Source organism: Rhizobacter sp. P3_B12 (assembly GCF_056402895.1).
The window spans coordinates 1-626 of the sequence record NZ_JBFUGN010001697.1; the positions used below are offsets into that span (position 1 = coordinate 1).

Genomic DNA, 626 nt, shown 5'->3' on the forward strand with positions numbered 1-626 from the left:
GCCTCACCGAGGCTGGCCGCAAGCTGCTGCCCTATGCGCGAAGCATCGGCGGATTGCTCCGTGAGGCCGAGGCCAGCCTGGCGCATGAGGGCATGCCGCAGAGTCTGAGGCTCGGCCTGACGAGCGCCGTCGAGCCGGCGTGGTTCGGTGGGCTTGCGGAACGGATCCAGGCGAGGCATCCCGACACGGCCGTGTCGGTGGTCGTCGACACGTCCCCCCGACTCGTGCGCCAACTGCGCGCGGGCCGATTGGCGGCAGCTTTCATCGCGCTGCCCACGGAGGCCTCCGGCCTTGACGTGATGGAGCTCGACCGGGTGCCGATGATGGTGGCGATGCCATCGTCCCACGGCCTGGCCCGGCGCCGAACAGTCCGGCTCGCCGACCTCGCCGCAGAGGTCATCTTCTGGTTCGAGCGTGCGCGTCAGCCTGCGTTCTACGACCACTGCCAGCGTGTTTTCGCCCATCACGGCTTTGCGCCACGGAAGGTCAAGGAGCCGACGGACCATCACGTGTTGCTTGCCGATGTGGCGGGTGGGCGTGGCATGGCCTTGCTGCCCAAATCGTTTGCACGGCTGCGGCGGGCAGGTGTTTCCTATCGTGCTCTGGTCGAGGGGGAGGAGCTGGCC

General features: G+C 68.4%; 1 protein-coding gene. It reads left to right on the forward strand.

The genetic code is table 11. The annotated features are described in order from the left end of the window. On the forward strand, nucleotides 1–626 hold a 626-nt coding region (locus AC1D01_RS37735; protein WP_477875077.1), incomplete at both ends, for a LysR family substrate-binding domain-containing protein.